This is a genomic window from Streptantibioticus cattleyicolor NRRL 8057 = DSM 46488 (assembly GCF_000240165.1).
Classification (GTDB): domain Bacteria; phylum Actinomycetota; class Actinomycetes; order Streptomycetales; family Streptomycetaceae; genus Streptantibioticus; species Streptantibioticus cattleyicolor.
On record NC_017586.1, the window covers coordinates 1,619,337 to 1,641,101 of the forward strand.

22 protein-coding genes are annotated in these 21,765 nt (G+C 72.8%); 12 read left to right on the plus strand and 10 right to left on the minus strand.

Annotated elements, in window-relative coordinates:
- Nucleotides 1-120 precede the first annotated feature (120 nt).
- The 3 genes from SCATT_RS06950 to SCATT_RS06960 all read left to right on the plus strand — a co-directional run bounded on the left by SCATT_RS06950 (nucleotide 121) and on the right by SCATT_RS06960 (nucleotide 2,878).
- Nucleotides 121-1,056: a GDSL-type esterase/lipase family protein gene (locus tag SCATT_RS06950; RefSeq protein WP_014142258.1), complete on the plus strand. Its 936-nt coding sequence runs from the start codon at nucleotides 121-123 to the stop codon at nucleotides 1,054-1,056.
- Nucleotides 1,057-1,146: 90 nt separating this feature from the next.
- Nucleotides 1,147-2,406 carry an SLC13 family permease gene (locus SCATT_RS06955; RefSeq protein ID WP_014142259.1) on the plus strand — a complete coding sequence of 420 codons (1,260 nt, stop codon included), beginning with the start codon at nucleotides 1,147-1,149 and terminating at the stop codon, nucleotides 2,404-2,406.
- 7 nt (nucleotides 2,407-2,413) lie between these two features.
- Nucleotides 2,414-2,878 (plus strand): universal stress protein, encoded by a 465-nt coding sequence (locus SCATT_RS06960; RefSeq protein ID WP_014142260.1) that lies wholly within the window; start codon nucleotides 2,414-2,416, stop codon nucleotides 2,876-2,878.
- On the opposite strand, the gene SCATT_RS06965 is transcribed toward SCATT_RS06960, so the two are convergent.
- From SCATT_RS06965 to SCATT_RS06975, 3 genes are all read right to left on the minus strand, one after another.
- Nucleotides 2,866-3,666, minus strand: a complete 801-nt coding sequence (locus SCATT_RS06965; RefSeq protein WP_014142261.1) for an HAD family acid phosphatase — start codon at nucleotides 3,664-3,666, stop codon at nucleotides 2,866-2,868. The genes SCATT_RS06960 and SCATT_RS06965 overlap by 13 nt on opposite strands.
- Before the next feature lie 346 nt (nucleotides 3,667-4,012).
- Nucleotides 4,013-4,441, minus strand: coding sequence for an organic hydroperoxide resistance protein (locus tag SCATT_RS06970; protein WP_014142262.1), 429 nt, complete (start codon nucleotides 4,439-4,441; stop codon nucleotides 4,013-4,015).
- Between the two features lie 139 nt (nucleotides 4,442-4,580).
- The gene (locus tag SCATT_RS06975; protein ID WP_014142263.1) at nucleotides 4,581-5,603 is read right to left on the minus strand and encodes an NADP-dependent oxidoreductase; all 1,023 of its coding nucleotides are present in this window, start codon (nucleotides 5,601-5,603) and stop codon (nucleotides 4,581-4,583) included.
- A 160-nt stretch (nucleotides 5,604-5,763) separates the two neighbouring features.
- Between SCATT_RS06975 and SCATT_RS06980 the strand changes: the two genes are divergently transcribed.
- Nucleotides 5,764-6,186, plus strand: a complete 423-nt coding sequence (locus SCATT_RS06980; RefSeq protein WP_014142264.1) for a MarR family winged helix-turn-helix transcriptional regulator — start codon at nucleotides 5,764-5,766, stop codon at nucleotides 6,184-6,186.
- Nucleotides 6,187-6,293: 107 nt separating this feature from the next.
- Here SCATT_RS06980 and SCATT_RS06985 read toward each other — a convergent pair whose 3' ends face one another.
- The gene (locus tag SCATT_RS06985) at nucleotides 6,294-6,566 is read right to left on the minus strand and encodes a GlsB/YeaQ/YmgE family stress response membrane protein (protein ID WP_014142265.1); all 273 of its coding nucleotides are present in this window, start codon (nucleotides 6,564-6,566) and stop codon (nucleotides 6,294-6,296) included.
- Between the two features lie 208 nt (nucleotides 6,567-6,774).
- Nucleotides 6,775-8,289: an MFS transporter gene (locus tag SCATT_RS06990; protein WP_014142266.1), complete on the minus strand. Its 1,515-nt coding sequence runs from the start codon at nucleotides 8,287-8,289 to the stop codon at nucleotides 6,775-6,777.
- A gap of 250 nt (nucleotides 8,290-8,539) precedes the next feature.
- Here SCATT_RS06990 and SCATT_RS06995 point away from each other — a divergent pair, with 250 nt between their 5' ends.
- Nucleotides 8,540-9,349: a class F sortase gene (locus tag SCATT_RS06995; RefSeq protein ID WP_014142267.1), complete on the plus strand. Its 810-nt coding sequence runs from the start codon at nucleotides 8,540-8,542 to the stop codon at nucleotides 9,347-9,349.
- 171 nt (nucleotides 9,350-9,520) lie between these two features.
- Entirely contained in the window at nucleotides 9,521-12,124 is a 2,604-nt protein-coding gene (locus SCATT_RS07000) for a phosphatidylglycerol lysyltransferase domain-containing protein (protein WP_231905045.1), read from the plus strand.
- Between the two features lie 60 nt (nucleotides 12,125-12,184).
- Here the strand turns inward: SCATT_RS07000 and SCATT_RS40570 are convergent, their stop codons facing one another.
- From SCATT_RS40570 to SCATT_RS07025, 5 genes are all read right to left on the minus strand, one after another.
- Nucleotides 12,185-12,529 carry a MarR family winged helix-turn-helix transcriptional regulator gene (locus tag SCATT_RS40570; RefSeq protein ID WP_014142269.1) on the minus strand — a complete coding sequence of 115 codons (345 nt, stop codon included), beginning with the start codon at nucleotides 12,527-12,529 and terminating at the stop codon, nucleotides 12,185-12,187.
- A gap of 578 nt (nucleotides 12,530-13,107) precedes the next feature.
- Nucleotides 13,108-14,574 (minus strand): MFS transporter, encoded by a 1,467-nt coding sequence (locus tag SCATT_RS07010; protein WP_014142270.1) that lies wholly within the window; start codon nucleotides 14,572-14,574, stop codon nucleotides 13,108-13,110.
- A 347-nt stretch (nucleotides 14,575-14,921) separates the two neighbouring features.
- Nucleotides 14,922-15,125, minus strand: a complete 204-nt coding sequence (locus tag SCATT_RS07015; RefSeq protein WP_014142272.1) for a cold-shock protein — start codon at nucleotides 15,123-15,125, stop codon at nucleotides 14,922-14,924.
- A gap of 126 nt (nucleotides 15,126-15,251) precedes the next feature.
- The gene (locus SCATT_RS07020; RefSeq protein WP_157894812.1) at nucleotides 15,252-15,857 is read right to left on the minus strand and encodes a sigma factor-like helix-turn-helix DNA-binding protein; all 606 of its coding nucleotides are present in this window, start codon (nucleotides 15,855-15,857) and stop codon (nucleotides 15,252-15,254) included.
- Between the two features lie 1,514 nt (nucleotides 15,858-17,371).
- Complete coding sequence (locus tag SCATT_RS07025) at nucleotides 17,372-18,271, minus strand: IS5 family transposase (RefSeq protein ID WP_173405628.1); 900 nt, start codon at nucleotides 18,269-18,271, stop codon at nucleotides 17,372-17,374.
- Nucleotides 18,272-18,402: 131 nt separating this feature from the next.
- Here SCATT_RS07025 and SCATT_RS07030 point away from each other — a divergent pair, with 131 nt between their 5' ends.
- The 6 genes from SCATT_RS07030 (at nucleotide 18,403) to SCATT_RS07050 (ending at nucleotide 21,716) form a co-directional block, all read left to right on the plus strand.
- Complete coding sequence (locus tag SCATT_RS07030) at nucleotides 18,403-18,699, plus strand: hypothetical protein (protein ID WP_014142275.1); 297 nt, start codon at nucleotides 18,403-18,405, stop codon at nucleotides 18,697-18,699.
- On the plus strand, nucleotides 18,699-18,860 hold the full coding sequence (locus SCATT_RS38480) for a hypothetical protein (protein ID WP_014627627.1): 162 nt from the start codon (nucleotides 18,699-18,701) through the stop codon (nucleotides 18,858-18,860). The genes SCATT_RS07030 and SCATT_RS38480 overlap by 1 nt, the downstream gene beginning before the upstream one ends.
- Nucleotides 18,857-19,738: a glycoside hydrolase domain-containing protein gene (locus SCATT_RS07035; protein WP_014627628.1), complete on the plus strand. Its 882-nt coding sequence runs from the start codon at nucleotides 18,857-18,859 to the stop codon at nucleotides 19,736-19,738. Before SCATT_RS38480 ends, SCATT_RS07035 begins: the two co-directional genes overlap by 4 nt.
- A complete protein-coding gene (locus SCATT_RS07040; RefSeq protein ID WP_014142277.1) occupies nucleotides 19,738-20,025 on the plus strand; it encodes a holin in 288 nt (95 codons plus the stop codon). The genes SCATT_RS07035 and SCATT_RS07040 overlap by 1 nt, the downstream gene beginning before the upstream one ends.
- The gene (locus SCATT_RS07045) at nucleotides 20,022-20,282 is read left to right on the plus strand and encodes a hypothetical protein (RefSeq protein WP_014142278.1); all 261 of its coding nucleotides are present in this window, start codon (nucleotides 20,022-20,024) and stop codon (nucleotides 20,280-20,282) included. Before SCATT_RS07040 ends, SCATT_RS07045 begins: the two co-directional genes overlap by 4 nt.
- Before the next feature lie 204 nt (nucleotides 20,283-20,486).
- Entirely contained in the window at nucleotides 20,487-21,716 is a 1,230-nt protein-coding gene (locus SCATT_RS07050; RefSeq protein WP_041824494.1) for a helix-turn-helix domain-containing protein, read from the plus strand.
- Nucleotides 21,717-21,765: the final 49 nt, after the last annotated feature.

Sequence of the window (21,765 nt, forward strand, 5' to 3'; positions counted from 1 at the left end):
CCCCTTCCCTTCCGACCTGGCCTATCTGTCAGGGGAAAAGCTACCGTGCGCCGTCCCCGCCGGGGTGACGTACCGTCGGGCTCAGCGAGATATCACCCAGTCATCCGAGGGGACCCGACCATGCGCCAGCCGTGCAGCCGCCCGAGGACGGCCGCCACCGCGGCGTTGACCGCCGTCACCACGGCAGCCGCCGTGTTCACCCTGGCGGGCTGCGGCAACACCGCGGCCCGGCCGCAGCACGCCGCCGGGCCGGCCGCCACCCGTTCCGCCCCGAACGCCTCCGGACCCGCGACCTCCACCGCCCCCGCGGACACCGCGTGGGACCCGCACCCGCGCTCGATCGCCGCCCTGGGCGACTCCATCACCCGTGGTTTCGACGCCTGTTCACTGCTGGAGGACTGTCCGGACGCCTCCTGGGTCACCGGAAACCGGCCGGACGTCAAGAGTCTGACGTACCGTCTGCTGATGGGTGATCAGTCCAGGAGCTGGAACCTCGCGGTCACCGGGGCCCGGGTCGCCGACCTCCCCCGCCAGGCCGCAGCCGCCGCCCGGCACCGTCCCGCCCTGGTGACCGTCCTCGTCGGGGCCAACGACGCCTGCCGGCCCACGACGGCCGCGATGACCCCGGTTGGGACCTTCCGACGTGACTTCACCGAGGCGATCCGTACGCTGCGCCGCACCTCGCCGTCGACCGAGGTCTACGTGGCCTCCATCCCCGACCTCGCCCGGCTGTGGGCGGCCGGCCAGGGCAACGCCGCCGCGCAGAAGGTCTGGAAGCTCGGCATCTGCCCGTCGATGCTCGCCGCCGACGCCCCCGGCGAGGCCCCCCAGGCCGCCCAGGCCCGCCGCACCGCCGTACGCGAACGCGTCATCGCCTACAACACCGCCCTGCGCGACGCCTGCGCCGGGCTCCCCCGGTGCCGCTACGACGCCGGCACCGTCTTCGCCCAGCCCTTCACCCGGTCCGACCTCAGCCCCTGGGACTGGTTCCACCCCGGCGTCCCCGGCCAGGCCCGCCTGGCCCAACTGGCCTACACCGCCATCACCCGCCCCTGACCAGGGACGGCCCGCCTTCGACCGGTTGATCGACGGCCCGGATACTTGGACGGTGCGGATCGGGCGGGACGTGGTGGCGGGAGGCGGACGGTGAGCGGAGGGGCGGCCGAGGCGGTGGCGGTGGCGCTGCTGCTGGCGGTGCTGGCGTTCGCCGTGGCCCGGCCACGGGGGTGGCCGGAGGCGGTGGCGGCGGTGCCGGCCGCGGTGGTGGCGGTCGCGGCCGGCGCGGTGCCGTGGCGGGACGCCTGGGCCCAGGTGCACAGCCTGCTGCCGGTGACCGGCTTCCTGGCCGCCGTGCTGATGCTGGCCCAGCTCTGCGACGACGAGGGGCTCTTCGCGGCGGCCGGCGCGCTGGTCGCCCGGGTCTGCCGGGGCCGGCCGGAACGGCTGCTGGGCGGGGTCTTCCTGGTGGCCGCGCTGGTCACCGCCGTGCTGAGCCTGGACGCGACCGTGGTGCTGCTGACCCCGGTGGTCTTCGCCACCGCCGCGCACGCCGGCGCGCGGGCCCGGCCGCACGTGTACGCCTGCACCCACCTGGCCAACTCCGCCTCGCTGCTGCTGCCGGTCTCCAACCTCACCAACCTGCTGGCGTTCTCGGTCACCGGGCTGTCGTTCACCCGGTTCGCCGCCCTGATGGCGCTGCCGTGGCTGCTGGCGATCGGGGTGGAGTACGTGGTCTTCCGCCGTTTCTTCCGCACCGACCTGGCCGCGGCCGGCGGTGCCCCGGGCGGGGCGGAGCGGCCGGAGGTGCCGGTCTTCACCCTCGTCGTGCTGGGCGGCACGCTGGCCGGGTTCGCCCTCACCTCGTTCGCCGGGGTCAACCCCGCGTGGGCCGCGCTGGCCGGCGCGCTGGTGCTGGCGGTACGGGCGCTGGCCCGGCGCCGGACGACGGTGCCGGAGCTGGTGCGCTCGGCCAACCTGCCGTTCTGCCTGTTCGTCCTCGCCCTCGGGGTGGTGGTCGAGGCGGTGGTGCGCGGCGGACTGGACAGCGCGCTCGGCCAGGTGCTGCCGCACGGCGGTTCGCTGCCGGCGCTGCTCGGGGTGGCCGCGGTCGCCGCGGTGCTGGCCAACCTGATCAACAACCTGCCCGCGGTGCTGGCTCTGCTGCCGCTGACCGCCCCCGGCGGCCCGGGCCCGGTGCTCGCCGTCCTCATCGGGGTCAACCTGGGCCCGAACCTGACGTACGTGGGCTCGCTGGCCACCCTGCTGTGGCGGCGCATCCTGCACGAGCACGAGGCGCGCCCGGCGCTTCGCCACTTCACCCGGCTCGGCGCGATCACCGTGCCTGCCACGCTGCTCGCCTCGACCGTGGCACTGTGGGCGATGCTTCAGGTGCTGCCGGGAGGGTGATGCGGCGATGGGCGTGCTGGTGTGGGTCACCGAGGGCACGTGGCCGGCCTGTGTGGACGCGGCCCGCGCCCGTACCCGCGACGACGAGGAGCTGACGCTGCTGTACGTGGCCGACGACGAGGTGACCGGGGCGGCCGGCGGCGCCGTCGCCGGGCTGCTGGGCCGTGGCCGTCCGGACCCGGCCGCCCGGCTGGCCGCGCTGGAGGCCGGCGCGGCGGGCGAACTGCTCGACGCGGCGGCGGCGCGGCTCGGCCGTCCGGCGGCCCGGCGGATCGGTCACGGCCGGGTGGAACGGGAGGTGGTCCGGGCGGCCGAGGGCGCCGCGCTGCTGGTGTGTGCCCGGGACGGCGACCGGTCCCGGCCGGGCCCGCACAGCCTGGGCCCGGCCACCCGGTTCGTGGTCGACCACGCGCCCTGCCCGGTGCTGCTGGTGTGGCCGCCGGGGCCCCCGCCGTCGGCTCAGGGCAGGTAGTACATCGGGTTGGGCAGCTTGAAGCCCTTGTCGGCGTGGCCGCCGGACAGATCGCTGTACTGGTCGCCGAAGTTGGCGACGATGTCGTACCCCAGCGACTCGATGTGGGCGCGGGTGCCGGACTTGTACCCGACCGTGCTGCACGTGGCGCCGCACGGCAGGTAGGCGGGCGGGTTGGCCGGGTTCTTCAGGAAGAAGTGGGTGGCGTCGGCGGCCGGCTTGTACCCGGCGGCGGCGAGGTTGGCGGCGCTCGGCGCGCGCTGCGCCTCGGGGCGACCGGTGACGTAGAACACCGTGATGCCGTGGTCCGCGGCCCAGTTGACGAGCTTCGGCATGCCGAAGACCGGCTTCATGGTCCTGGTGCGGATGTAGGTGTCGCTGGAGGCCGGGGTGTAGTTGAAGCCCACCTCCAGCTCGTAGTTGTAGGTGAGCAGGGTGGTGTCGTCCACGTCGAGGACGATGGCCGGCTTGGCGGCGCCGTGGTGGCCGCGCACCTTGTGCTCCAGGTAGGTGTGGGCCTTGGCCTCGATGCCGGCGAGCTGGTGGGCGTAGGAGCTGTCGGCCGAGGCGTAGTGCTCGCCGTTGGTCACGGTGTCGCCGTAGTACGCCTTGATCTTCGACTCGACGGTCGTGAGGTTCGGGATCTCCTTGTCGGAGCGGGGCACCGAGTTGTCGGCGGTGGCGGCTCCGGCGGCGTACAGCGCGCTGCCGGCGAGGACGGCGGCGAGGACCGACGTCACGGCGGTGACGCGCGTAGAACGGAAGACGGACATGCCGGACCGGCGCATGAAGACTCCTTCGTGGTGGCGGTGTCCGCGAACCTAGGGCTGTTGACAGCTCCTGGTCAAGGGGGGTCTACGCGCGTCGGCGGAACGGACGGCCCGGGGTCCGTCCCGCACCGGGACATGCGGAGCGGGGCGCGTCAGGACGCCCCGCTCCACCTCCTCACCGTACCCCCGCGACCCCTCCGCCCCAGCATCCGGGCACGCCAAAGGGCCTGTACGGCCAGGGAGTTGGCGGCGACGAAGAGGGCGCGGCGGCACATGGCGGGCGTTCGGGGCGGGGCCGTCGTCCGTACCGGTACGGGTGAGGGGCGCGCCCCGATGGGACGCGCCCCTCACCGCCGAACCGTCGTCAGGCGACGTCGAGCGTCACCTCGATGTTGCCGCGGGTGGCGTTGGAGTACGGGCAGACCTGGTGGGCCTTCTCCACCAGCGACTTGGCGGTGGCGGCGTCCACGTTGGGGATGGACGCGGAGATCGCCACCTTCAGGCCGAAGCCTCCGGCGGGGGTCTTGCCGATGCCGACCTTGGCGGTCACCGTCGAGCCGGAGATGTCCGCGCCCTCCTTGCGGGCGACCACGCCGAGGGCGCCCTGGAAGCAGGCGCTGTAGCCGGCCGCGAAGAGCTGCTCGGGGTTGGTGCCGGCGCCGCTGCCGCCCATTTCCCTCGGCGGGTTGACCACCACGTCGAGCTTGCCGTCGTCGCTGGCCACCCGGCCGTCCCGGCCGTTCTCGGCGGTCGCGACGGCCGTGTACATCACGTCGATGGTCTCGATGGACATGAACGATCCTCCGTAGAGATCACGCACCTGGGTGCTTCCGCCGGGCTCGCGCCCACGACCACGGCGGCCGTCGACGAGCCTATCCCCCGAGCCCCGGCCGCCACGCGGGCGGGGCGGGGCGGCCGGGGCGCGGCGCGGCTCAGGCGTCGGCGAGCTTGACGACCATCTTGCCGGTGTTCGCGCCACGCAGCATGCCGAGGAAGGCGTCCACGCCGTTCCCGATGCCGTCGACCACGGTCTCCCGGTACCGCAGCTTGCCCTCGCGGATCCAGCCGCCGACCTCCTGGACGAACTGCTCCTTGAGGTCGAAGTGGTCGCCGACCAGCAGGCCCTCCATGCGCAGCCGCTTGCCGATGACGAGGGCGAGGTTGCGCGGGGCGGCGGGCGGCTCGGTGCTGTTGTACTGGGCGATCATGCCGCACACGGCGATCCGGCCGTGCACATTCAACGCGCTGATGGCCGCTTCGAGGTGGTCGCTGCCGACGTTGTCGAAGTAGACGTCGATGCCGTCCGGGGCGGCCTGCTTGAGCTGCTCGGCCACCGGGCCGTTCTTGTAGTTGAACGCGGCGTCGAAGCCGTACTCCTCGGTGAGGAGCTTGACCTTCTCGTCCGAGCCGGCCGAGCCGATCACCCGGGAGGCCCCCTTGAGCTTGGCGATCTGGCCGACCTCGCTGCCCACCGCGCCGGCCGCGCCGGAGACGAAGACGGCGTCGCCCGGCTGGAAGGCGGCCACCCGCAGCAGGCCCGCGTAGGCGGTGAGCCCGGTCATGCCGAGGACACCGAGGTAGGCCGGGAGCGGCGCGGCCTGCGGGTCGACCTTGGTCGCGTGGTCGGCGTCGAGCACCGCGTACTCCCGCCAGCCGAGGCCGTGCAGCACGTGGTCGCCCTCGGCGAGGCCGTCGGCGTTGGAGGCGACGACCACGCCGACCGCGCCGCCGTCCATCGGCTGGTCGAGCTGGAACGGCGGGACGTAGGACTTGACGTCGTTCATCCGGCCGCGCATGTAGGGGTCGACCGACATGTACAGGTTGCGCACCAGGATCTGGCCGGCGGCGGGCGCGGGGACCTCGGCCTCGCGCAGTGCGAAGTCGTCGGGGGTGGGCCACCCGTGGGGGCGGGCGGTCAGGTGCCATTCGCGGCCGGTGGTGGGGGTTGCGGTCATCGCTGGGGGATCTCCTTCCGCCGGGCTGGGGGGTGGCCCGGCAAAAGCGGGGTACGCCGGCCGCGCGCCGGGCACGGCACGACGTCCAGGTACTTCATGTTCTCAACTAACGATGCCCCTGGATATTTCATGTTGTCAAGTAAATGGGTATCCTCGTGTCATGGCCGCCGAACCCACCGACCCCCTCACCCTGGAGGTCGTCGACCTCATCGCCACGATCGTGGTCCGGTACCACGAGGAGTACGACGCCGTAGCGGCCGGACACCAGCTCACCGGTGCCCAGGCCCGGGTACTGGGACTCCTTGCCCGCGAGCCGCTGCCCATGCGCCGGATCGCCGAGCAGCTCAAGTGCGAGCCCTCCAACGTCACCGGCATCGTCGACCGCCTGGAGGTCCGCGGCCTCGTCCAGCGGCGGCCCGACCCGGCCGACCGGCGGGTCAAGCTCGCCGCCGCCACCCCGGCCGGCCACGCCACCGCCGAGCGCCTGCGGGCCTCACTCGGCTTCGCCCGGGAACCGCTCGCTGCGCTCTCCCGGGAGGACCGCACCACCCTGCGCGACCTGCTGCGCCGCATGCTGGGCTGAGGTCCCGACGGAGGACGCCGGGACGGACGGCCGCGGTCCGGCGTTACGGGCGCCGGGGCGGACGGCCGCGGGTCGTCGTACCGACGCCCGGCGCCGTTCCGTGCCGCTCAGCGGCGCGAGCGGGAGTTGCCGAAGAAGATCCGGTACAGGATGAGCAGGAACAGCGAGCCGACGATCGCCGCGATCCAGGTCTTGACGTCGAAGAACTGGTGCGGGATGGGCCGGTGCAGGAACTTGGCCGACAGCCAGCCGCCGAGGAAGGCGCCGACGATGCCGGTCAGCGTGGTGCCGACCAGGCCGCCCGGGTCGCGCCCGGGCAGCAGGATCTTCGCTATCGCCCCGGCCAGCAGTCCGAGGATGATCCAGCCGATGATGCCCACGTCAGTGTCCTGCCTTTCCACGGGCCGCCTGCGACCCGGTCAACGGGCCCGCGCCTTGTCGCGGAGCCCTGCCACGGGGCCGGACGGCCCGGCCCCGCACGGTACGCCATCGAGGACGCGTCGGACGGCGCCCCAGGTTGCTTCGCGGCCCACCCCGGATCGCACCTGACGATCCGTCACCTCGCAGGTCACACCGGTCACGTGGCCGTCACGGCCGCGGATCGCGGGCGTCGTACCGGGCGAAGTCCGGCCAGCGCAGCGCCAGCAGCCCCAGCACCACCACGCAGGCCACTCCCCCGGCCACCACGGTGACCCCGGCCGAGGTGAGGTCGGCGGCCGAACCGGCCAGGAAGTCACCGAGCCGGGGGCCGCCCGCGACCACCACGATGAAGACGCCCTGGAGCCGGCCGCGCATCTCGTCCGGGGTCGCCGCCTGGAGCATGGTGCTGCGGAACACCATGGAGATGGTGTCCGCGCACCCCGCCACGGCCAGGAAGAACAGCCCGAGCCACAGATACCGGGTGAGCCCGAACAGCGCGATCGCGGCGCCCCAGGAGGCCACCGACAGCAGGATGGCCAGCCCGTGCCTGCGGATCCGGGAGAGCCACCCGGAGAAGAGCCCGCCGAGGATCGCGCCCACCGCCGGCGCGGCCACCAGCAGCCCCACCGTCCTGGCGTCGCCGCCGAACCACAGCGCCGCCACCGCCGGGAAGAGCGCCCGCGGCTGCGCCAGCACCATGGCCGCCAGGTCGGCGAAGAACGTCATCCGGACGTTGGGCCGGGTGCCGAGGAACCGCAGCCCGTCCACCACCGAGGCGCGGCGCGGCCGGCCCGCCCCGGCGCCCCGGTCCGGACGCATCGACGGCAGCCGCCACATGGCGTACAGCGACGCGGTGAAGGCGACCACGTCGACCAGGTACGCGGCCTGGTACCCCCACCAGCCGACGATCACGCCGCCCAGCATGGGTCCGGCCATCTGCCCGACGGTGTTGGTCAGCGAGGAGAGCGCGTTGGCGGCCGGCAACTGCTCGGCCGGGAGCAGCCGCGGGATCATCGCCGTACGGGCCGGGGAGTTCATGGCGAAGCACACCGCCTGCAACGCCACCACCGAGTACAGCAGCCACACCTGGTGGAAGCGGGCGAACGCGGCCACCGCCAGCGCCACCGAGAGCAACGTCGCCCCGGTCGCGCTCACCAGCCCCAGCCGGCGCCGGTCCACGGTGTCCGCGATGGAGCCGCCGTACAGCCCGAAGACCACCAGCGGCACCAGCGAGCACAACCCCACCAGGCCGACCGAGAACGTCGAGCCGGTGATCGCGTACACCTGGAGGGAGACCGCCAGCGCGGTCATCTGCTGTCCGAGCGAGGAGACGGTGTTGCCGGCCCACAGCCGCCGGTAGTGCGCGGAGGTGCGCAGCGGGGTGAGATCCGCGAGCAGCCGGCGCCGCGCCGGAGTACCAGCGGCGCCGTTCGCCCCGGTCGCGCCGTTCGCCCCGGCGGCATCGGTCGCCCCGGTCGGGTCCGCCGTCGTCGCCGCCACGCCGGTCCCCCCGGCGGCGCTGGTCGCCCCGGCCGAGTCCGCCGTCGTCGCCACGGCGCGGGTCGTCCCCGCCGAGTCCGCCGACCCCGTCGCATCCGTCGCCCCGACCGCGCTGATCGTCCCCGCCGCGCCGAGCGCTGCCGCCACGTCCGTCGCCCCGGTCGCGTTCGCCGTCGTCGCCATGTCCGGCGGCCCGGCCGTAGTCGTGGACTTCGGCGGTCTTTCCGGGGCGCTGAGGTCGGGTCGCTCGGGCTCGCTGGATATCGCTGGCACACCGCACGCTAACAAGTCGTTCGCCGCGGCTCCGAACGGATGTCGCCAGATGCCCGCCCCGTGGCCGACCGGCCGGGCGGCGGTCCTGGCGCGCCACATCGGGCGATCCGTGATCCCCTGTCACTTACCGGACATGGGGAAGTCGCACCGGAGGTCGCCCATGCCGCCCGTGAACAACGCCCCCGAGGCCCCTGACGGCCCGTCGGACCGCAACGGCCGGGCGGACGCCGCCGTGCCGGGACCGGAGCCGCCGCGCGAACGTCGGCGGCGCCGCGCGTCACCCGTCCGCCGGACGCTGCTGCCGCCGCCGTACCGGGGACGTCCGTCCGACGGCGGTGCGCGCCTGGCGCTCGTCACGGCCGGCGCGGTCGTCGTCCTCGCCCTGGTCTTCGGCGTCTGGCTGCTGCACGACGGCGCGCGGCTGCGCAGACCGCCGGCGCCGGCGAGGGCCGAGGCGGTCTCGGCGGGCCGGGCGACCCCGAAGGCCGCCGGGAACCGGGCGCCGGCCCCGTTGCCGTACGCGGTGCCCACCCGGGTGCGGATCCCCGCCATCGGGGTGGACGCACCGCTGATCCGGCTCGGCCTCGACGCCCGGCAGCACCTCCAGGTGCCGCCCCCGGACCGGCGCAACGTGGCCGGCTGGTACGACCAGGGGCCCGCGCCCGGCTCGGCGGGGGCCTCGGTGCTCGCCGGACACGTCGACACCATGACCGGCCCGGCGGTCTTCTACGGGCTCGGCGCCCTGCACAAGGGCGACACCGTGCAGGTGGTCCGGGCCGACCGGCGCACCGCGGTCTTCACCGTCTACGGCATCGAGGTCTACCCCAAGGCCGAGTTCCCCACCGACCGGGTCTACGGGCCCACCCCCGTCCCGGAGCTGCGGCTGATCACCTGCGGCGGCGGTTACGCCAAGGGCCGCGGCTACCTGGGCAACGTGGTCGTCTACGCCCGGCTCACCCGTACCGCCTGACCGGGCGGGCCGGGGTACGCCGGTCCCCGCCATGATCGCGGAAGGCGTACCCTGCCCGCCTGGGGGCAGCTCACGGGGTACATCCGGCGCACGAGTCGTCCGCCGCCGGGCCACCGGTCACGAGCCGGGCGCGGCGGCGGCGCCCCGGCGACGGTGCGCCACGGGGAGGAGGTGACGCGGGCGATGGTCGAACTGCGGATCACGCTCGGTCAGCGGCAGGCGCTCTTCCTGCTGCTGCTCGGGCTGATCGGATCGTTCGTCTTCATCCGCTTCAGCGTCCGGATGATCCGCCGCGGGGTGCGGTGGTGGCCGGGGAACATCAAGCCCGGCGGGCTCCACATCCACCACGTGGTCTTCGGCCAGGTGATGATGCTGGTGGGCGGGATCGGGTCGTTCGCGCTGCGCGGTGAGGCGCACACCGCGCGCAACGTCCTCGCGGTGATCTTCGGCATCGGCTGCGGGCTGGTGCTCGACGAGTTCGCCCTCGTGCTCCACCTGGAGGACGTCTACTGGAGCGAGGAGGGCCGCAAGTCGGTGGACGCGGTCATCCTCGCGGTGGCCGTGGTGGGGCTGCTGGCGCTGGGGGTGGCGCCGCTGGGCGGCATCCACGGCCGGGTGACCGGGGCGCAACTGGTGGTCGCCGCGATCCTGCTGGTCTTCGTGGTGGTCAGCCTGCTGAAGGGCAAGGTCTGGACCGGGCTGATCGGCGTGATGCTGCCGCCGCTGGCGATGGTGGGCGCGGTACGGCTGGCCCGGCCCAACAGCCCGTGGGCCCGCTGGCGCTACTACTCGCGGCCCCGCCGGCTGGCCCGCGCCGAACGCCGGGAGGAACGCGTCCACCAGCGGATACTCGCCGCCAAACGACGGGTGTACAACGCGCTGGCCGGCGCCCCGCACATCGAGACGCCCAGGGCCGCGGAGGCGATCCGGGCGCTGCGTCCCGGTCCGCCGCGTCCGCCGGTGCGGCCGGTGCGGCCGGCCGGCCCGTCCCGGCGGGAACGCCTGCTGCGGCCGGTCAGCGAGGGGTGCGCCACCGCCGTCGTCCAGTACCTGCGGCTGGCGGCCACGGTGGACGTGGTCACCGGGCTGATCGCGCCGTTCCGGGCCCGGGTGCACCGGGCCAACAGCGGCGACTTCTTCACCCCGTTCCTGGTCACCGCCGGCTTCACGGCGGCGCTCTTCGCGTTCCTGCTCGCCGTGATGCTGCGCCGCCGCAAGCGGGCCGCGTGGCTGGTGGCGCTGGTGCTCTCGGCCGGCAACGCGCTGCTGTACTGGCTCGCGCTCGCCGTACTGCCGCAGGTGCGCGCCCACGCCTTCAACTGGGGCTCGGCGGCGGTCACCACGGCCGTCCCACTCGCCCTGCTGGCCGCCGAGCCCGCCTGCCGGGTACGCGGCGAACGCGGCAACATCGCCCGCGGGGTGGCCTACTTCGTGCTCGGCGGGGTCGTCGCCGCCGGGATCGGCACCGTGCTGGTGCACCAGACCGACACCATGCCGCCGGTCTCGTGGGAGGCGTGCCTGCGGTACGCGCTGCTGCGCATCCTGACCCTGTCGACCCTGTTCGACCTGCCGGAGATCACGGTGCCGGGCTGGACCGGGCTGCTGATCAACCTGCTGAGCGTCGCCTTCTTCCTCCAGGTGCTGCGGGCCTTCTTCCGCTCACCGCGCGGCCGGGCCCGGCTGCGGCCCGAGGACGACCAGCGGCTGCGCCACCTGCTGGCGGACGGTGCGACGGACTCGCTGGGCTACTTCGCGCTCCGCGGCGACATGGCGGCGAGCTGGACGCCCTCGCGCACCGCGGCCGTGCTCTACCGGGTGGTCAACGGGGTCGCCCTGGCCTCGGGCGACCCGGTCGGCGATCCGGCGGCCTGGCCGGAGGCGATCGCCGGGTGGCTGCGCACCGCCCGCGAACACGGCTGGGTGCCGGCCGTCGCCGCGGCGGGCGAGGCGGCGGCCGGGGCGTACGAACGGGCCGGGCTGAAGGTCCTCGCCTTCGGCGCCGAGGCCGTGGCCGACACCGCCGCGTTCTCCCTGGCCGACCCGCGCCACCAGGGGTTGCGCGCGGCCCACCGGCTGATCCGGGACGCCGGTTACACCATCGTGGTACGCCGCCACCGCGACATCCCGGGGCCCGAACTGGACCGGCTCGCCCACCTGGCCGACGCCTGGCGCCACGGCGGCGAGTCCGACCGCGGCTTCACCATGACGCTGGGGCGCCTCGGCGACCCGGCCGACGGCGACTGCGTGATGGTCGAGTGCCGCGACCCCCGCGGCCGTACCTGCGCCCTGCTCAGCCTGGTGCCGTGGGGAACGGACGGGCTCACCGTGGACGTACTGCGCCGCGACCGGGAGTCGGCGGAGGGGCTGACCGACTTCATGATCACCGAACTGCTGCTGGCCGCCGACGTCTCGTCCGCCCCGGCCGGTGCGGACGCGGTGGCGGACGCGGTGGCAGGCGTACGCCATGTCTCGTTCAACGTCACGATGTTCCCCGCCACCCCGCAGGACGGCGGCGGCACGCTCGGCACCGGCCTCGTCCTCCGCCTCTACCAGGGCATCGTGCGACTGCTCTGGCGCCGCAACCGGGCCGAACCGGCGCACCGCGCCAGCGCCCTGTTCCGCTCCCGCAGCCGTCCCCGTTTCCTGCTGTACGAACGCGCCACGGAACTGCCCCGCATCGCCATCGCCGACGCCGTCTCCGCCGGCCTCACCACCGCCCCCCGCCTGTCCCCGCCCCGCCCAGCCCCACCGCCGCTGCCTCCGGTGGACGGGTGAGGGGGGTGCGGTGGGGGTGGGTTGGTGTCGTTCGGGTGCGCGTCCGCGCCGGCCCCGGTCTCAGGGGTTGGTGTCGTCCAGATGCTCGGCGAGGCGGAACAGGGCCGGCAGCGCGGCGCCGACGATCGCCCGGTCCTCGTCGTCCAGCGCGTCGAGCGCCGCGTCCAGGCGGCGCTCGTGCGCCTCGGCCCACGCGGTCAACTGCGCCCGGCCCGCCTCGGTGAGGGTCACCGCGGACGCCCGCCGATCAGCCGGATCGACGGCTCGCGCGACAAGCCCCGCACTGATCATCTGCCCGATCAGCCCGCTCACCGTACTCGTCGCCAACCGCTGCCGCCCCGCCAGATCCCCGATCCGCGCCGGCGAATGCTCGGCCAGCACCTGGAGCAACTCCACCTGGGCCATAGGCAACGTCTCCCACGGATAATCCGTCCGGATCGACGCCCGCAACGCCCGCCGCAACCGAGTGACGACCTCGGTGAGCCGCCGAGCGTCGTTGGCCTCGGGCCGACGGGGGACCGTGGGCCCGGGGTCGGCGGAGGCACGGGGTACCGGACCGGTGGCCTCGGCGTCGGTCGTGTCGGGCCGACGGGGGGTCGTGGGCCCTGATTCAGCGGAAGCACGGGCCATCGGGCCGGGCTCGACCGAGGCACGGGTCACCGGGTCGGGACCGCCGGAAGCGCGTTCCGGGCCCGAGCCGACGGAGCCACGGGCTGTCGCACCGGACTCGGCAACGGAACGGACCGCCGAACCGGAACCGGCGGAGACGCGGGACCGAGGGCCAGACCCGGCAGAAGCACCGTCCGCACGGCCGGACTCGGCGGCGGCGCGAGCCACCGGGCCACCCGCCGCCGACGCGTTCGACACGGGCGACGCGAGGCGAACCTCCCCGCACGCCGCCCCCGCGCCGGCCGGGGAGGGCGGAGTCTCGGGACGTGGCTGCGTCGGCATGACACGACGATACCGGCGCGCCGGCACCGTCCTCACCGCCGGACGCGGCGCCAACCGGGCCGCGACGCCGCCACGCAGACCAGCGACGCGGCGAGCAGCACCAGCAGCGCCCACCGGGCGCCCCCCGGCGTACCGCCCTGGTCGCCGTGGCCGCCCCCGCCGAGGTGCAGCGCCAGGGTGACCAGCGCGACGCCGAGCGCGGTACCGAGGCCACGGGCCATGTTGACCAGGCCGCCACCGGTGCCCGCGGACCCCGTCGGCACAGCCTGCATGATCACGGTGTTGTTGGCCGGGGTGAACGTCCCCAGGCCCAGCCCTAGTACGGCCAGCAGCGACGCCGTCCACGGCACCGAGGCGACCGGCGTGACCAGCAGCGCGGCGAGCGCCCCGGCGCACACCACGGCGCCCAGCAGACACCGGCCGCGATCCGTGGCGGCCCGGGGCAGCACCCGGTCGGCGACGGTGGCGGCCACCGCGAACCCGGCCGGCAACGCGGTCAGTACCAGCCCCGACGTAAGCGCGGAACGACCGGCTCCGGTAAGCACCACCGGCACCAGCACCAACGGACCGAAGAGCACCAAGTAGCCACTGAGCGCGCCCACCAGACCCGAGGCGATCGCCGGCCGCCGCAGCAACGACAACTCCAGCAGGGGTGCCGCGACCCGCCGTTGCCGCACCACGAACGCGTAACCGGCGACCACCGCGGCGACCCCCAGCACCGCGACACCCCAGCTCGGCACCGGCAGCCCGGAGGCGGCGGAGACGGCCAGCAGCGCGGTGGTGGTCGCGGTGGCCAGCAGGACGAGCCCGAACCCGTCGAAACCGGCCAGCCGACTACGGCTGCGCGTCCTGGGCAGCAGATAGTGGCCGCCGATCAACGCGACCACCCCGATGGGGACGTTGATGCCGAAGACCCAGCGCCAGCCGAGCGTACTGACCAGCGCGCCGCCCACCGTCGGCCCGAGCGCGAGCCCCAACGCCTGCGCCGCCGCCTGCACCCCGAGCGCGGTACGCATCTTCTCCCGCGGCGCACTGGTCGCCACCAGGGCGACGCTGTTGGCCTGCATCATCGCCGCCCCGACGGCCTGCACCACCCGGAACGCGACCAGCGCGCCCAGCCCCGGCGCCAGCCCGCACGCCGCCGACGCACCGGTGAAGACGACGAAGCCGTAGAGGTAGAACAACTTGCGGCCATACGCGTCGGCCAACCGCCCGACCGGCACCAACAACGCCACGAGCGCCAGCAGATACGCCAGCGACACCCACTCGACCGCGGCCAGCGAGGTGTGGAAACGGGCCCGCAGCCCGCCATACGTCAACGTGACGATACTGGCGTCGAGCTGGCCCATGAACGCCCCGAAGCACACCGTGGCGACCGCCAGCCACCACGCCCCGGGCCGCCGCCGTATCCGCTCCGGCCGAGGCCGCTCCTCCACCAGCACCGCCGCCCAGCCCCGCCGCGCCCCCACCCCCGGCACCACCGCCGACCGACCCCGCACGTCTCCTCCTGCCCCTGACCCCGTTGCCCCTTCCAGGTTACATCGGTCACCGAACTATTCGGTAGCCGACGCAAAGCGTGAGGAGACGGCAACGGAACGGTGGACGCGCCCGAGCCGCACAGCAGCGGGGCGGAGGAGGTCACCGCTGGGGACGAGGCGCGGCGGTACGGAAACCAGGCGGAGCGGAGGGTATCGGGGCCGAAGGCATTGGGAGGCGGGGCCGGGAAACGCGGCGGACATGCGTGTGGGCGGGCCGGATAGGTCCGGCCCGCCCACGTGATCGCTGCCGCGTGACGGTATCTCGGCGTCCGTCGCGTTCTCCCGCGCCACCGGCGCGGCGAACGCGCTCAGGCGCTGACGACGTTGTACGCCTGCGGGCCCTTCGGCCCTTCCTGCACGTCAAAGGTGACTTGCTGGTTTTCCTCCAGCGACCGGAAACCCGTGGCGTTGATCGCCGAATAGTGCACGAAGACATCCGGGCCCCCACCGCTCTGCGCGATGAACCCGTAGCCCTTCTCAGCGTTGAACCACTTGACCGTACCCGAAGCCATGCTCGGCCTTTCTTCTCCTCCAGGGCGGGCCCGCCCCACGGCGTGCACCACGACGACCCGACGGGATCTTTCCCACCCGCGACGGGCGGTTACACCTGCCGCGAGTGTGACCGTACGGCCCCGTGTTCACCCCGCCGCGCTGTCGGCCCCCGGAGGCAGCGGCGCACGCCGGGCGGACGCGGCGCCCAACTGGATGGCGATACGGCGCTTCGCCGCCCGCCCGCAGGAACGAACCGTGCTCCGCCCCAGCCCCAGCAACTCCGCGACCAGTTCGTCGTCGTAACCGAGCCCGTACCGCAGGACGATCACGTCACGCTGCCGCTCCGGCAACCGCGAGATCGCCGAGAACAAAGCCTCCCGGCTCCCGGTCGGCGGCACGGAACACACCTCCCCGTCGCACAACGCGCTGGACACCGCCTCGAAAGCCGCGGCCCCGGCCAACGTGACGCACCGCTCGTGCGCCGACAACCAACCGGCCACCTGCTCCTTGAGAATCCGCCAGGTACAGGCCGGCACCGACTCCTGCCGCAGGACATCCAGCCAGGTGACCGCCAACCGGAAGGACACCGCCCCCGCGATCTCCTCGGCGGCCTCCCGACTTCCCGTGTGCAGCAACGCGTACCGCACCCAGGACTTGTACTCGCTGTCGTGGAACGCCTCGTACGTCACCGCCAGCCGCCGGTCCGGCAACATCCGCGGCGCCGGCACCACCTCCCGCGCGGGCTCCGGCACGACCACCCGCCCCGCCGACGCCAGCGCCGGCGCGGATACGGATGCGGACGCGGACGCGGACGGGCGACCTGACGGCGCGGACCGCGGCCCGGGTAACCCGGAACGTCCACCGTCGCCCCTGCCACCGGACCCGGTGCCGGGGTCGCCGTCGGCCGTGATCTCGGGGACGCCGCCGGTCATCACTCGGCGTCCGCTGGTGTGTCGGGGGCGGCCCGTCGTGGACCGAAGGCGGCCTGCCGCGCTCGGGGGGCCGTTACGCCGTACTGGGTGGGTGTCACAGGTACTCGGTCCTCGTTCCACGTCATGACCGCGCCGGTCCCCCGAGGCGCGCCGCGGCGCTTCAGCAGTCGTCAGCCAATCGGACATTGGGCCCTGATCTGTCACGCTCGCCCGGAAAACCCTCCAGACCACCAATCGTAGGGCCGCCATGTAGGGCCTGCGTCAAGGCGGTTGGCCCGGTGTCCGGAACAACGCCCTTGCCTACCGGACACCCTCGCCCCACCGAGCCCACCCACTCGCCACCCGCACCGCCCCTCCCTGCTCCGACCAGCGAACTCGGCCGCCCGGCCGGTCCTGACCCCGACACCCAGAACCAGCCAACCGCCCACCGCCGACGACGTATCACCCGTGTGAGCGAGCCATCACTCAGCGGTTCGGCCACCTCACGCGTTACCCCCGGCGTCCGTCCCCACTACCTCCTCAGCCGCTCCTCCCTGTGCTCCAGCCATCGCGCCCACCTCACGTCCTCGGGCGCTCACCCGTTGAACCCCAAGACCCGTCGAACCCCCAAGACCTGGAACGCTCACCACCCCCTCCTCGATCCGCGCCCCCTTTCCCACCTCGGTGACGTCTCCCCCTCCCAGCCGCCCCGCCTCACTCGACGCCCTCGCCGACGTCGTTCAAAGTTCCCCACGTGGACTGTCGCGGTCGGCCTACGGGCTTGATCTCCGAAAGCGCCGAGTTGAGGCCGCATCCCGTCGAACACCTCGCTTCCAGACCGGAGTTCGGCCTCCGCCCTTGCCCCTGCCGCTCGCCCAAGGCGCCGTCCCCCCGGCCGCAGCAGATGCGCATCACGCCGGACGACTCACTCTCCCGGTCAACGTACGGTCCACTCGGCGTGCAGGGCGTCAACAACTTCCGCCGGCTACCGCACCACTTCACGGGCTTTCTGGGCGGCCGAGGCGCACGAGCCCAGCCTGCCGAAGGCATGAACGTCGCTCGCCATGCCGGGGAAGGGACGCACCGTTGCCGGCAAACGGTGCGCGCTCGCGCGCCTCCCCGATGAGGCCCTGGCCATGGAATTGGCCTCTGTGTTCACGCGTCAGCGGTCACTTGCGTCCTCCCTTCACCACTGGCCCGTGACCCCCGCCAGCGGACCAGCGGCTTGATCGTTCCCAGTCGAGTCTCGGACCGTGCTGTACCACCGGAACCATCCGAACCCCTGTCCCCCGCCGCCCCGACCGCACCGGACCTGTACCTGCCTCCGCGTCAGAAAGTGTTGGGTAAGCGGGTGACTACTCATTCATGAGGTCGTCGGCGAGGCGGCGTGCTGCTTCGGTCTCGATGGGGCCGTGTGGTTCGATCTCCTCGCCGGCGAGACGCGCGGCCATCAGCCGGATCATCGCGACCTTGATCATCGCCTCTGCGTGCGCGGTCTTGCGCTCGTAGTCCCGTGCCAACTGTCTGCACCGCCCCAGCCAGGAGAATGTCCGCTCCACCACCCACCTGCGGGGCAGCACCTGGAAGCCTTTCACATCCGCGTTCCGGGGTACCGCGACGATCTCCAGGCCCTCGTGTTCCGCTGCCCAGCCGACCAGGCCGGCGTCGATCACATTGACGTAGCCGCCATCGACCCAGACCAGCCCGACCTGCGGAAACAGCTCACGAACACCCGCCAGGACCAGCTTCGCACCCGCCCGGTCCTGGACCGAGGCCGAGTGCACGACGGCCCGCAGCACCAGTCCGCAGGTGTCCACGAGCAGGTGCCGCTTGCGACCCCGGACACGCTTGCCCGCGTCGTAGCCGATCGCCTGCCCGCCCTGGTGACTGCGGGCCGACTGGGAGTCCAGCACCGCCGCCGAGGGCTGCGGATCCCGGCCGTCGGCCACTCGGACCCGATCGCGCAGCGCGTCGTGGACCCGGTCCCACGTGCCGTCCGCCGTCCAGGCGCGGAACCACCGGTAGGCAGCGTCCCACGGGGCCAGATCGTGCGGCACCAGCCGCCAGGCACATCCGCTGACCAGCACGTACAACACGGTGTCCACGATCAGCCGCCGCGGGAACTTCAGCGGACGGCCACCCCGTCGCGGATCCCGCTCCGGCAGCAGCGGCTCGATCACCGCCCACTGAGCATCCGTCAACGACGAGTCATACGAAGGCTTACACGAACAGACACACGTGCCGGTGATCTTCATGGGCCTCCAGAGCGCGAAGACCACCGGCACCGCATCACACCAAGCAGTCGATCAATTACCCAACACTTTCTGAGTCGGATCCGCACTACGCGGCGTTCGAGGCGTACCGGCGCCACACCAAGGACACCGCGGTGTGCTACGTCGGCGAGCGCGCCGGCGCCGCCGCGTGCTCGCCCGGGCCGCTGGAGCTGCATCACGCCGTGCTGGAGTTCGCAGTCGCCAACGCCGCCGATCCGCGCGCTCTGCACCGCGACTTCCCGGAGATCGCCGCCGCCGCGTCCCCGGACGAGATCGCCGCGTGGCTGGAGAGTTCGCCGGGTGAGTTCCGCTGGCTGTGCGCTTTCCACCACCGCGGGCACGGCGGCGCCCACACCGCGAGCCATGCGGACTGGACGGCGCAGCTGTACGTCCCGGGGCTGATCAGCTGATGGCTGGGTGGCTGTGGTGGGCCTGGCTCCAGATCTGGCCGAACTTGGCCGCGAACGTGCTGTGGGTGCCGCTCGCCGCGCTCCACCACCGCCGCGTGAAGCGACACCTGCACGAGCAGCAACGCGCCGTTCAACAGCTCATCGAGGAGGGCTCGCCGTGACGTCCGGAGTCGACTACCCCTGGAGCCACCCGGCCCCAGCACAACTACGGGCCGCCGGCGTTCGCTTCGCCATGCGGTACCTGTCCGCCGACCCGACGAAGAACCTCACCCTGGCCGAGGCCAAGTCCCTGGCTGCCGAGGGCATCTGGGTCGGTGTGGTGTGGGAGACCACCGCCGACCGCATGCTCTCCGGCCGCCCGGGCGGCATCGCCGACGCCAAGGCTGCCCTGGCTCAGGCGAGAGAGTGCGGCATGCCGGAGGACCGGCCGATCTACTTCGCCGCCGACTTCGACGTCACGCCCGAGCAGCAGGGCCCGGTGAACGCCTACTTGTTCGGTGCTGCGTCCGTCCTCGGCGCGGCGCGGGTGGGTGTGTACGGCGGCTACTACACGGTGAAGCGGGCCCTCGACCGCGGCGCCGCCCGCTGGGCCTGGCAGGCGTCGGCGTGGTCTGGCGGCCAGTGGGACCCGCGGGCCCACATCCAGCAGCCCATCGACACGGTGACCATCGGCGGCGTCGAATGCGACCGCGACACCGCCATGACCAGCGACTTCGGGCAGTGGATGCCCGGCCTATCCCCGGAGGACGACATGCCTCTCACCACCGACGACATCAACAAGATCGCCCTCGCGGTCAACGCCTACAAGAACCCCTCCACCGGCCCCGACCTGTGGGCAAAGGTCGGCGACATCCACAAGGCCGTCGTCGAACGCTCCATCCCGTCGCTGGTCGACGGCGCCGCTCACAGCCTCGGCGAGCACGAGCGGGCGACGAACGCCGCCGCGCTGGCGACCCGGGCCGAGGTCGCCGAGCTGTCGCAGAAGGTGGACAAGCTCGCGACGACGCTGGCCGCGATCGCCAAGAAGGTGGGTGCCTGATGATCAGCCGACGCTGGCTCGACCTCGGCGAGCGGACCATCTCCACTTACGTCCAGGCAGTGCTGGGCCTCCTACTGGCCGATTCCACCGGCCTGATGTCCCTCGGCTCGCTGCGGGCCGCCGCGGTCGCCGCGCTCCCTGCCGCCCTGGCCGCTGTGAAGGCGGCCTTCGCGCTCGGCCTCGGCAGCTCCGGCACCGCCAGCCTGCTCCCGACGCCGGGCACCGCGGCGCCGGCCGGGATGGGCCCGCAGGCCGCCGAGCCCGACGTCGAACCGGCCGCCGGGTGACCCCCGCCACGCCGATCCCGGACGGCTCGGTCATCGTCACACCCACCGAGGTCTACGCCGAGGTTCGCGCGACCCACGATGAGGTCAAGGCCGTGTCGGCCAAGCTCGACGCGCTGCCGCAGCATGCCGCGCAGATCGCCGACCACGAGACACGCCTGCGGGTCCTGGAACGCGCCCGCTGGCCGCTCCCGTCCATCGGCGCCCTGTGCGGCATCGCCGGGGTCATCGCCAGCGTGATCGCCATCTACCACCACTGACACAAGCGCCCCCGTCCGGTCCTCCGGGACCAGGCGGGGGCGCCTTTTCCATGTGACCACGTCGCCGAGGTCTCCTCGCGTAGGGGACTCCACACCGGGTTTCCCTCCTGGGTACCTTGCATGTGTGGAAGCCCCTACGGATGGAGCACGGATGCCTCGCCGCTCGCTTGCCCGCTGGCGCCTCGCACTAGAAGGGGCGCACTGATGGTGGAAGAAGCTGAAGAGATTGGCCGCCGTGTGCGGCGTGCACGGCTTCGCCTCGGTAAGACACAAGCTGACCTCGCCGCCGCACTGGGCAAAACTCAAGGCTGGGTCTCGAAGATGGAGAGCGGCCACATTGAACTCGACCGCGTGGGGCTGCTCAACTTGCTTGCTTCGGAGCTGCATGTTCATCCGAACGACCTGATCGGGCGCCCGTACAATAGCTCGCCCGCAGAGAATCAGTGGCAGGTCGCCGCCACCTCCATTATGCGAGAGTTGCGCCGGTACGATCTTGCCCCTGTGTTCGATGGCACTCCCCGATCTTCCTCTCAGCTCTGGCAGGAAACTACCCGGCTCCATCGCCTACGCGACGCCGCCGCCAACGTGGCGATCATGGAGGTACTTCCCGATCTGTTTCGGGAAGCGCGCGCGCTCGCCGAGGTCGCGACAGGACGCGAGCGTGAGGAGGCTTTCGCGATCTACGCCGTGTGCTGCAAGTTCGCCCACACCGCAGCGCACGCCCTGGGGCACCCCGAGCTGATCGCTATGGCCTGTGAACGGGCCGCCTGGTCAGCGCGCCTGTCTGGTGACCCCATGATGCCGGCCGTGGCTGACTGGATGCGCGTGTGGGACATGTGGGCCACAGCGGACTGGGACGATGCCGTGGCGCTGTCCGACAAGGCCATTCAAGGCATCCAGCGGGAGTACGACCGAGGGGAACCCCTCGCGGTACGCACCTGGGGTTCGCTGCAACTTCGGGCAGCCGTGTCGGCGGCGCGCGGGGGACGCCATGCGGAAGCAGAAGATCGGGTTGCGCAAGCCAAGGCTGCCGCCGAACGGTTGAGCGCGTGCGGCGGTCCTCCGGTGTACGACCGACACAGCCTGACCTTCTCCCCGGGGAACGTGAAGATCCATGCGATCAGTGTTGCCCTTGAGATGGGCCAACAACGGAAGGCGTTGGCCATAAATCGAAAGACATCGAAAGAGCTGATTGCCTCTCTGCCCAACTCGCGCCAAGGCCACCACCATATGGACCTCGCCAGGGCATGGCTGTGGGACGGGAACCGGGACAAGGCGCTCAAGGAGTTGGAGGAGGCCGAGCGAATCGCCCCGCAACTCATCCGGAATCATCCCATCGCCCGGTCAACGTTGCGCAGCATCGTCTACGCGGAACGCGCGAGCACCCGCGAGAAGCTCCGCCGCATGTCAACGCGGTTCCACCTCGACGGCTGAAGGCCATATTCCTCTGATTCATATTGAGCGGCTGCCAGCGTCCTAGCTT